Origin of the sequence: Dictyoglomus sp. (genome assembly GCA_025060475.1) — a bacterium.
Taxonomy (GTDB): domain Bacteria; phylum Dictyoglomota; class Dictyoglomia; order Dictyoglomales; family Dictyoglomaceae; genus NZ13-RE01.
Genome location: JANXBZ010000010.1, coordinates 1 through 10,558, shown reverse-complemented (window position 1 = coordinate 10,558; position 10,558 = coordinate 1). Strand labels below are relative to the sequence as shown.

General features: G+C 30.6%; 10 protein-coding genes. 7 read left to right on the top strand and 3 right to left on the bottom strand.

Annotation, left to right across the window (positions count from 1 at the left end; translation table 11 throughout):
- Position 1: 1 nt before the first annotated feature.
- From NZ841_06515 to lgt, 3 genes are read left to right on the top strand one after another with little or no spacing between them, the layout of a single operon-like run.
- Positions 2 to 451: an N-acetyltransferase gene (locus NZ841_06515; GenBank protein MCS7202409.1), complete on the top strand. Its 450-nt coding sequence runs from the start codon at positions 2 to 4 to the stop codon at positions 449 to 451.
- Positions 448 to 861, top strand: a complete 414-nt coding sequence (locus tag NZ841_06510; GenBank protein ID MCS7202408.1) for a signal peptidase II — start codon at positions 448 to 450, stop codon at positions 859 to 861. The genes NZ841_06515 and NZ841_06510 overlap by 4 nt, the downstream gene beginning before the upstream one ends.
- 14 nt (positions 862 to 875) lie before the next feature.
- A complete protein-coding gene (lgt, locus tag NZ841_06505) occupies positions 876 to 1,685 on the top strand; it encodes a prolipoprotein diacylglyceryl transferase (GenBank protein ID MCS7202407.1) in 810 nt (269 codons plus the stop codon).
- 23 nt (positions 1,686 to 1,708) lie between these two features.
- Here the strand turns inward: lgt and NZ841_06500 are convergent, their stop codons facing one another.
- On the bottom strand, positions 1,709 to 3,964 hold the full coding sequence (locus NZ841_06500; GenBank protein MCS7202406.1) for a glycoside hydrolase family 3 C-terminal domain-containing protein: 2,256 nt from the start codon (positions 3,962 to 3,964) through the stop codon (positions 1,709 to 1,711).
- 198 nt (positions 3,965 to 4,162) lie between these two features.
- Here NZ841_06500 and NZ841_06495 point away from each other — a divergent pair, with 198 nt between their 5' ends.
- Positions 4,163 to 4,348 carry a ferredoxin gene (locus NZ841_06495; GenBank protein MCS7202405.1) on the top strand — a complete coding sequence of 62 codons (186 nt, stop codon included), beginning with the start codon at positions 4,163 to 4,165 and terminating at the stop codon, positions 4,346 to 4,348.
- A gap of 31 nt (positions 4,349 to 4,379) precedes the next feature.
- On the opposite strand, the gene NZ841_06490 is transcribed toward NZ841_06495, so the two are convergent.
- Positions 4,380 to 5,615: a competence/damage-inducible protein A gene (locus tag NZ841_06490; protein ID MCS7202404.1), complete on the bottom strand. Its 1,236-nt coding sequence runs from the start codon at positions 5,613 to 5,615 to the stop codon at positions 4,380 to 4,382.
- 73 nt (positions 5,616 to 5,688) lie between these two features.
- On the opposite strand from NZ841_06490, the gene NZ841_06485 reads away from it, so the two are divergent.
- Both NZ841_06485 and NZ841_06480 read left to right on the top strand, forming a co-directional pair.
- Positions 5,689 to 6,168: a ferritin family protein gene (locus NZ841_06485; GenBank protein MCS7202403.1), complete on the top strand. Its 480-nt coding sequence runs from the start codon at positions 5,689 to 5,691 to the stop codon at positions 6,166 to 6,168.
- 33 nt (positions 6,169 to 6,201) lie between these two features.
- A complete protein-coding gene (locus NZ841_06480; protein ID MCS7202402.1) occupies positions 6,202 to 7,743 on the top strand; it encodes an ABC transporter substrate-binding protein in 1,542 nt (513 codons plus the stop codon).
- Here the strand turns inward: NZ841_06480 and dapF are convergent.
- Positions 7,727 to 8,554 carry a diaminopimelate epimerase gene (gene dapF / locus NZ841_06475; GenBank protein MCS7202401.1) on the bottom strand — a complete coding sequence of 276 codons (828 nt, stop codon included), beginning with the start codon at positions 8,552 to 8,554 and terminating at the stop codon, positions 7,727 to 7,729. The genes NZ841_06480 and dapF overlap by 17 nt on opposite strands.
- Before the next feature lie 113 nt (positions 8,555 to 8,667).
- Here dapF and NZ841_06470 point away from each other — a divergent pair, with 113 nt between their 5' ends.
- Positions 8,668 to 10,410, top strand: a complete 1,743-nt coding sequence (locus tag NZ841_06470) for an ATP-dependent DNA ligase (GenBank protein ID MCS7202400.1) — start codon at positions 8,668 to 8,670, stop codon at positions 10,408 to 10,410.
- The last annotated feature ends 148 nt before the right edge of the window (positions 10,411 to 10,558 follow it).

Sequence of the window (10,558 nt, the reverse complement as noted above, 5' to 3'; positions counted from 1 at the left end):
AATGATTAGAAAAGCTAAAATTTGGGATGTTCCAGAACTTCAGAAATTAATAAATGAATTTGCAGATAAGGGATTTCTCCTTCCTCGATCTCTTAGTGATTTATACGAAAACCTTCGAGATTTTTATATACTGGACATTAATGGTATAATTGTTGGATGTTGTGCTCTTCATATTATTTGGGAGGACTTAGGGGAGATAAGGTCTTTAATTGTCAAAGAAAATTATAGAGGACAAAGATGGGGAGAGAAGCTAGTAAATGTATGCCTGAAAGAAGCAAGATTTTTGGGTCTAAAAAGAGTTTTATCTTTGACATACATACCTGAGTATTTTGAAAAATTGGGATTTAAGAGAATTGATAAAAAGAGTCTGCCTTATAAAGTTTGGACTGATTGTACAAAGTGTCCTAAATTTCCTGATTGTGGAGAGGAGGCTTTGTTATATTATTTATGAAAAATAAAATTTTTTTGATTCTTCTCCTTTTTGCGTTGGATAGAATATCTAAGGAGGTGGTGGAAAGAACTTTAATTTTAAATAGGTCCTATCCTGAGAATTCCTTATTTTCTCTTCACCTCTTACATAATTATGGTGCGGCTCTGAGTATTGAAGTTCCTTATTTTATTTTAATATTTTTAAATATAACAATTGCTTTTTTTCTTGTTTTTTGCTCTTTAAAAAGAAAAATTTTTCCATATAGTATAGTCTTTATTCTTGCAGGTATATTAGGCAATTTGTATGATAGAATATTTTATGGTTATGTTATTGATTTTATATCTATAGGAAGATTTCCTGTTTTTAATCTGGCGGATTCTTTTATTTCCTTAGGTACCTTTCTCTTAATTCTAAGTTTGTTAAAAAAATGAAGGAGGTAGGTTAAATGTATCCTAAACTTCTTACAATTCCTCAGTTTAACATATTAAAATATAAAATTGGTCCTATAACTATCTACTCTTGGGGGACTTTTGTTGCTCTTGGATTTCTTATTGGTATTTTATTGGCTATAAGATGGGCTAAAAGAGAAAACATTGATCCAGATCATGTTTTAAATCTTTCTGTTTGGAGTATTATAAGTTCCATAATAGGAGCAAGAATAGTATATGTAATAAAATATTGGAGTAGTTATCAAAGCAAGCCTATTTCTATACTTTATCTTTGGGATGGCGGATTAATATTTTTTGGAGGATTTTTAACTGCGTTAGGAGTTATTCTTCTTTACCTTAGAAAGTATAAAATTCCATATTGGAAGTTTTTAGATATTTCTGCTCCTGCTTTAACAATAGGTTCTGCTATTGGACGAATTGGCTGTTTTCTGAATGGTTGTTGTTATGGATATGAGACTCCTCTTCTTTGGGGTGTAAAGTTTCCAAATATTTATGGATATAGACATGCGACAGAGTTTTATTATACCTTTGGTTTTATTATAGTTTTTCTCTACCTTTTATACATCAAAAAACATAAATCCTTTGAAGGGGAAGTAGCAACAAAATTTTTTATTTATTATTCTCTTGCCTTTTTTATAGTTGAAATATTTAGAGATAATCCAAGAAATGTCTTATATTTAACAGGCTCTCAGATAGTTTCTTTGATTCTTATCATTTTTGGAGTATATGCTTATAATAGAAGATTAAGAAACCAACCTCTTATTCCGTGGATATCTAAGATTTCAATGGAAAAAAGGTTAAGGTAAAGGGGGGAATTTTCCCCCCTTTTTTATTCTCTATTTGCTTTCTTAATAAGCTCATCTAACATTTCTTCACTAAGTTGTCCTCCACCAAAGGATATGAGATTTCTTAAAGGCATATATTTCATCATATTTATAAACATCTGATATAAATCTCCTGGAGCATTTTTAAGAGAACTTCTCTCTATAAATTGTTGGAATATAGGTTTAAAAATCTCTTCTGCATAAGGGTCTTCTATAATATCTCCAATCGTAGAATTTCTATGATATTTCTTTCTAATTTCAACAGTTGATTTTACTAGTACTGTATCTTTTAATACTATTTCTCTTGAAGATTTTCCTATTAGTATCTCAAATTCTCCTGTTTCTACATACCAATCTTTAATATCTACGTTGTAATATGCAAAGGCTCTTTTATCCAGTTCAAACTCTACTTCTTTTTCTTCTCCTGGTTCAAGTTCTACTTTGGTAAAGCCTTTTAACTCCTTGTCTGGTCTTATAACACTACTTTTCACATCTCTTACGTAGAGTTGTACTATTTCTTTACCTTTTACTTTTCCTGTATTTTTTACTTTAACTTTTACTTTTAATACCTCTTTATCAGTAATCTCTTTCTTATCTAATCTTAAGTCTGAATATTCAAAGGTTGTATATGAAAGTCCATATCCAAAGGGAAAGAGTACTTCCATCTCTTTCTTATCGTAATATCTATATCCTACAAATATACCCTCTCTGTATTCTACTCTGTCTCCCTCTCCGGGAAAGAACAAGTAGGATGGGTTGTCACTTAATTTCTTTGGAAAAGTTTCTGCAAGTTTTCCCGAAGGACTTACTACTCCAAAGAGTACATCCGCTACTGCTCCTCCCCATGCTTGTCCTCCTAAGTAGCTTTCAAGAATTGCTTTTGGTTTTTCTACCCATGGCATTTCCACGGGTGATCCATTGCTCAAAACTACTACTAAATTGGGATTTACCATTGCAACTTCTTCGATTAATCTGTTATGACTTTCTGGCATTTTCATATGGGGTCTGTCGTATCCTTCTGATTCATACCTTTCGGGAAGTCCTGCAAAAACTATTACAACTTCTGCCTTTTTTGCTATCTCTTTTGCTTCTTCAATTAGTTTTTCATCTGGCTCGTCGGTATCTAATTTATATCCTTCTGCATATAAAATATTTGCTTTTCCCTCTACAATCTTTGTGATTTCTTCCACTGCGTTATCTACTTTTGTTGGATTTACATGAGAGCTTCCTCCTCCTTGAAATCTTGGATTTTTAGCGAAGGCTCCTATTAGGGCTATAGTTCCTTCCTTTTTGAGTGGTAAGATGTTGTTTTCGTTCTTAAGTAATACAAAGCATTCTCTTGCTACTTCTCTTGCTAATTTATGATGGGCTTCTTTGTCATAAGTAGCATTTTCTTTCTTATTTTCAATAGCTTTAAATACTATTCTTAATATCCTTTCTACTGCTTTATCTAAAACTTCCTCAGGGAGTTTTCCACTTCTTACAGCTTCTATGATTTTCTTATCCCCATGTCCTCCATCATAAGGCATTTGTAGGTCAAGACCTGCTAAAAGTCCAAGTACTCTATCATTTACTGCTCCCCAGTCCGATACTACAAATCCTTCAAATCCCCAGTCTTCTCTTAAAACTTTTGTTAAAAGAAACTCATTTTCGGAAGCATAAGTCCCATTTACTTTATTGTATGAACACATAACTGTCCAAGGTTGTGCTTCTTTTATTGCTTTTTCAAAACTTGCAAGATATATTTCTCTCAATGTTCTCTCGTCTACAATTGCATCTACTGTAAGTCTCCTATGTTCCTGATTATTTGCAGCAAAATGTTTTATTGATGTTCCAACTCCTTCACTTTGTACTCCTTTTATAAAATGTTTTGCCATCTCAGAGGATAAAAAAGGATCTTCTGAATAATATTCAAAATTTCTTCCACAGAGAGGTGATCTTTTAATATTTACCCCAGGTCCAAGAATAATCTGTACATTTTCTGCTTGACATTCTTCTCCTATTGCTTTTCCAACTTTTTCAATAAGTTCCCTATCCCAAGATGCTGCAAGGGTTACAGCAGTAGGAAAACAAGTAGCTGGTATACTTTCAGCAAATAATCCCTCTGTCTTTCTTAATCCATGAGGTCCATCGGACATTCTTATAGATGGAATTCCAAGCCTTTCAATGGGTTTTGTATGCCATGCGTCAAGTCCAGAACAAAGTTTTGCTTTTTCTTCAAGGGTCATCTGCGAGATTAGCTTTTTAATATCCCTTTCCATACATTAACCTCCTAAATAAAGTATTTTTTATAAGTATATCACAAAAGTTTCTTAGTGAGACTAACATAAAATTTAAGAAATAGAAAAAGGAGTAAGTTAAGGTTTATGATTTATAAATAATATTTTAAATCTATAATTGACTTTTAGTCTAAAATTCTTTATTATTTTAAAAAAATTTTGGGCAAAAGGAGGCTTAATATGAGTATTCCAAAAATAGATAGGGATTTATGCATTGGATGTGGAGTTTGTGCTTCACTTTGTCCTGATGTTTTTGAGATTGATGATGAGGGTAAAGCAAGAGTAATTGAGGGTGCGAATTGCGAATCTGCAGGATGTTGTCAGGATGCTATAGACTCTTGTCCTGTAGCTGCAATTACTATGTAGTTCAGAAGGAAGGCATTTTGCCTTCCTTCTTTTATTGATAGAGAATTTCTTTTCTTAACCAATTTAATGCATTTATAGTAGCTAAATTTCTAATTTTTTCTCTATTACCAAAAAACCTAAATTCTTTAAATTTTGTTTCTCCCATTAGATATAATCCTACATACACAAGTCCTATAGGCTTTTCAGGTGTTTCTCCTTCTGGGCCTGCGATACCTGTAACCGATAATCCAATTTTTGCTCCAGAGTTTAATGCAACTCCTATGGCCATTTCTATAGCACACTCTTTACTTACTGCTCCAAAATTTCTAATGGTTTCAGGCTTAACACCTAATCTTTTAATTTTTGAATCATTGCTGTAACTTATTATTCCTTCCAATAATACCTTTGATATTCCAGGACAATTTACTAGCTTAGAAACTATCAATCCACCTGTACAGGACTCTGCTATAGATATTGTGAGATTTCTTTCGATTAGCAATTTTCCTACAACCTCTTCTAAAGATGTATCACCTTCACCATAAATGTATTCTCCTAACCTTTTCTTAATTTCATTTTCTATGGGAAAGATTAGATCTTCTGCAATTTTTTTATCCTTTGCCCTTGCAGTTATTCTTATAATTATCTCGCCTTCTTTTGTATAAGGAGCAATGGTAGGATTACTTTGATTTTCAATAAGGTCTAAAATCTTTTCTTCCATATGACTTTCTCCAATACCACATAGTCTTATTATTTTTGAAACTAAGATTTCATTTTTAAACTTCTGTAAATATTGCAATACATATTTCTCAAACATCGGGATCATTTCTTTAGGAGGGCCAGGAAGTAAGATTAAAATTTTATTATTTTTCTCATAAATTAAACCAGGAGCAGTTCCGTTATCATTAGGAATAATCGTACTTCCTTTTATAATATAAGCTTGCTTTTTATTTCCCTCTGTTAAAGGAAGATTTCTAATTTTAAAAAACTCATAGAGCTTTTTTAAAGTTTCTTCATGTAATATTAATTCTTCTTTAAAAAATTCACTTGCAACTTCTTTAGTTATGTCGTCTTTGGTAGGTCCAAGACCTCCTGTGACTATAACCATATCACTTCTTTCAAAGGCTATTTCAAAGGCTTTTTTTAATCTTATAGGGTTATCACCAACCACAGTCTGATAGTAAACGAATATTCCTAACTCTGCTAATTTTTTTGCCAGATATTGAGCGTTAGTATTTAGAATATCTCCCAGTAAGATTTCTGTTCCTACACTAAGGATTTCACATATCATAAACTTTTCTCCTTTTTTTCTTTTTATACGAGTTTTTGTTATAATTATAAACAAAAATTAGGAGGATGAAAAAATGGTAATGATTTTTTCTTCAAAGGATATTTTAGAGATGGCTATTCATATGGAAGAAGAAGGTGAAAAGTTTTATAATCTTTTTTCTGAAAAAACCTCTAAAGAAAGTATTAAAAATGTATTTAATTATTTAGCAATGGAAGAAAAAAGACACGCTGAGACTTTTAAGGAAATATATAAAAGTATAGAAAATGAAGAATTTTTGTCTGCCTATCCCGATGAGGAGGCAAATAAATACTTACATTTATGGATTTCTTCAAAAATTTTTATTAATTGGGATAAAATATTAAAAGAAAAAACCTTTTTTGATGAAAAATCTGCTCTAGATTTAGCTATTTCCTTAGAAAAAGATTCGATACTTTTCTATTACGAAATTTCTGAATTTGTTTCGTCTAATAATAAGAATTTGTTAAGAGAGATAATAAAACAAGAAAAATCTCATCTTTCTCAGTTGACTACGTTAAGAGAAGCTTTTTCTTGACAATGTGTTTTTCCTGAGTCTATAATCTGATTTATGATTAAGAAATTTATTTTATTCTTGAGTTTATTTCTTTTCATTTTTAATATAAGTTTTTCAGAAAATCAATCACCTCAATTTGGTGGGAGAATATATGTTGGTTTAAATATTCCTTCCTTTGATCTTTTAGACCCTAAATCTTATCCAAAAGAAATCTATACTCTTCTTTTTGAATCTCTAATTTATGTAGATCCTGTAACTTTTAAAATAGAACCCCAGTTAGCAAAAGCCTGGAGAATTTCTAGGGATGGAAGAGAATGGATCTTTTATCTAAGGAATAATATAAAATGGGGAGATGGCACACTTCTTTCCATAGAGGATATTTTTTTCTCCTTTGATCAGAAAGGTAATTTCCAATTAGAAAAAATTGACGATCTAACCATAAAGATAGTTTTTCCAGATTCTTTTTATCCTCTCTATAATTCTCTTCCTTTGGTAATTCCGAAAGATTTTTCTAAAAAGTATCTTGAAAAAAAGATAGTATTTGGAACGGGCCCTTTTATTTTAGAAAAATATTCTTCTAACGGTGAAATACTTTTTAAGAAAAATCCTTATTATTGGAAAAAAGATCTAAAGGGAAATAGACTTCCATATCTGAATGAGTTAGTTATTAATCTCAAACCTTTGATAACTGAAAAATTTGACATTATTGAATTGATGCCAAAAGATTTTGAGAAAATAAAAGAACTTGAAAAGAAATATGAAGTTTATAATTTAGGTCCTAGCTTAGAAAGCGATATTTTATTAATAAATCAAAATCCAATTTCATCTATTCCTAAATATAAAATAAAATGGTTTCAAGATTTAAGATTTAGAAGAGCAATTGCTCATGCTATAAATAGAGAGTTGATAAGTAAAGAGGTTTATTTTGGATTTGCTTCTTCAATTTTTAGTCCTGTTAATCCTATCAGCCCTTACTATACTCCACATATTTTTAAATATGATTATGACTTAGAAAAATCTAAAAAAATATTAGAAAATCTTGGATTTAAAGATAGAGATGGAGATGGATTTCTTGAGGATGTCTTTAAAAATAGTTTAGAAATTAATCTTCTTGTTGAGGATAATGAAGAGAGTAGAAAGATTGCAGAAATTCTAAAAGAGGATTTTGAAAAAATAGGAATAAAACTTAATATTACTAGAAAAAATTCTATTTCCTTAAGATTATTTCAAAATTTTAATTGGGAATTCATGTTGTTAAAATATAAATGGAATTTTGATCCTATTAAAGATAGAGATATTTATTTGTCAAGGGGTGCTCAACACTTTTGGTATCCTTTTCAAAGAAAGCCCTTTTATTCATGGGAAGGAGAAATAGATGCTCTTTTCAACAAATTGCTTGGGGCAAAAAGCATATCTGAGAAAAAACTTATTTTTTATAATATCCAAAGAATTTGGACAAAAAATTTACCCCTAATAATTATTTTAAATCCTTCTTTAATTTATTTAGCAAAGGATAATGTTAAAAATTTTAAACCATCTTTGTATTTTGGCCCTCTATGGAATTCTTATGATATTTTTATTAATTCAAAGATCTAAGATCTTCTAAAAATTCTTTGCTTAATTCTCCAATGAATATTTCTTGAGCAGGACCTTTCAAGATAACTTCCCAGGAAGGTTTAATTATAACTTCTAGTTTACCTCCTGGCATAATTACATTTACTTTTTCACCAACAAATCCTTTTCTATATGAAGCACATGCAGCAGCACAGGAACTACTCCCAGAAGCTAGTGTATATCCTGCTCCTCTTTCCCAAATTCTAATCTCAATAGAGTCTTGCGATATAATCTTGACCATTTGAACATTTGTTCTTTGAGGAAAAGATGGATGATTTTCTATAAGAGGGCCTACTTTTTTTATGTATTCTTCATCTATTTCTTTTACAAAAAAAACACAATGGGGGTTACCAATACTTAGAGAGACTACCTTTAATTTATCGTTTAATATTTCTATTTCTTCATCTATATTAAAGAATTCTACTTTACCCATTTCTACCTCTATATTTTTAACTCTATTATTATCTGTTTCTAAATTTACTCTGACTTGACCTCCCAGAGTTTCTATAAAAAATTCTTTAAGATATGTAAACTTATGTTCAAATAAAAATTTTGCTAATATCCTTATACCATTTCCACTTTTTTCTGCCTCACTACCATCAGGATTAAATATTTTCACTTTAAATTGATTATCAGAAATCTTTTTGAATATAAGAATTCCATCAGAGCCAATTCCATAATTCCTATCACAGATTTTTTTGATATTTTTTGTATTTAGAGGAAAATCAATGTCCTCTTCATTAAAGACTATATAATCGTTTCCAAGTCCATGGCTTTTAATAAATTTGCTCATAATTTTTTCACCTCACATATGATTTTTAAATCCATATTTTACTAAAATTCTTAGAATATAAAAAGTATGTTAAAATTAAGTTTAGAGATTTAACCTTAGAAAGGAGATTGAACATGTTTTTCAATGAGCTTTCAATATTTTTTCAAAGATTAGAAACCACCACTAAAAGAAATGAAATGATGATTATTCTAGCAGAACTTTTCCAGAAAGCTCGAGTTGAAGAGATTGACAAGATTATTTATCTACTTAATGGGAGAGTTGCTCCTCCTTATGAAAAGTTAGAATTTGGAATCTCTGAAAGATTGGCTCTAAGATCTATTTCTCTAGCTTTTATGAAAGATCTAATAGAAATTGAAAGATTATATAAGGAAATAGGAGATTTAGGAGAAGTTGTATTCCATCTTTCAAGAGGAGAAAAAGATTTGGAAGTCTCAGAAGTTTTTAAAAATTTATATGACATAGCATTACTAAGTGGAGAAGGAAGTATTGAGGCAAAAGTTAATAGGCTTTCATATTTAATAAATTCCTTAACCTCTTTAGGGGCAAAATATGTAATTAGAATTGTTCTTGGAAAATTACGACTTGGGATAGGTGAGCCAAGTATAATGGATGCTTTATCATATGTAAAAAAAGGAGATAAATCTTTAAGAGAACATATAGAAAGAGCATTTAATATTACTTCTGATTTAGGATACTGTGCTAAAATTTTCTGGGAAGGGGGAATAGAGGCGTTAAAAAGAATTAAAGTAGAAGTGGGAAGACCTATTAGAATGGCTCTTGCTGAAAGATTGTCTACACCAGAGGAGATAATTAAAAAATTAGGGAAATGTATTGTAGAACCTAAATTTGATGGATTTAGATGTCAAGTTCATAAGAAAGGAAAAGAGGTAAAAATTTTTTCGAGAAATCTTGAGGATAATACCCATATGTTTCCAGATCTAGTTCAGGGAATAGTTAATCAAGTTTCTAGAGAAAATGTAATACTGGAGGGAGAAGCTATTTCTTTTAATCCTGAGACTCATGAATTCTATCCTTTTCAAATTACAGTTCAAAGAAAAAGAAAGTATGATATAGATAAAATGATGAATCTTTTTCCTTTAAAATTATTTGTTTTTGATCTTCTTTATGTTGATGGAGAGGATTTAACTCCTCTTCCTTATCTTAGAAGAAGAGAAAGATTAGAAAAAATTATTCTTCCAGGGGAAACAATTGTTGTAACAAATTATATTATTACAAGTTCTCCAAAGGAGCTTCAAGCTTTCTTTGAAGAATCTATAACTGAAGGATTAGAAGGTATTGTAGCAAAGAGATTAGAGGCTCCTTATCAAGCAGGAGTAAGAAATTTTAACTGGATAAAGCTTAAAAGATCTTATCAAAGTCAGCTTACTGATACTGTGGATTGTATAATATTAGGTTATTTTAAAGGAAGAGGTCAGAGAGCTAGGTTTGGTATAGGTGCTTTATTGGTGGGCGTTTACAATCCTAAGAAAGATAAATATGAGACTATAGCAAAAATTGGTACTGGACCTACGGAAGAAGAGTGGCTTAGATTTAGAGAAATATTAGATGAAATAAAAGTAGATGATAAGCCTATTAATGTGGATTCTCAAATAATTCCAGACGTTTGGGTATATCCTAAATATGTCATAGAAGTTCAAGCGGATGAGATAACAAAAAGTCCTGTTCATACTTGTGGCAAAGATGATGATAGGTTAGGTTTTGCATTAAGATTTCCTCGAGTTATTGGATTTATAAGAGAAGATAAATCTCCTGAACAAGCAACAACAGTAGATGAAATTATTGAAATGTTTCAACAACAAAAAAGGGAGAGCATATCTGATAATTCAGAAAAGTGAGTTTTTGGATATGTCTCAATTTAATTTTAGAATTATTAAATCCCCTCTTGCAAAACATGAGGGGGATATGGTAGAATTAACGTGCCTGAGATAAAGGTAAGGCGAATGCACCTTAGAAAAGGGGAGAAAGGAAAGAAGAGAGGGAAAG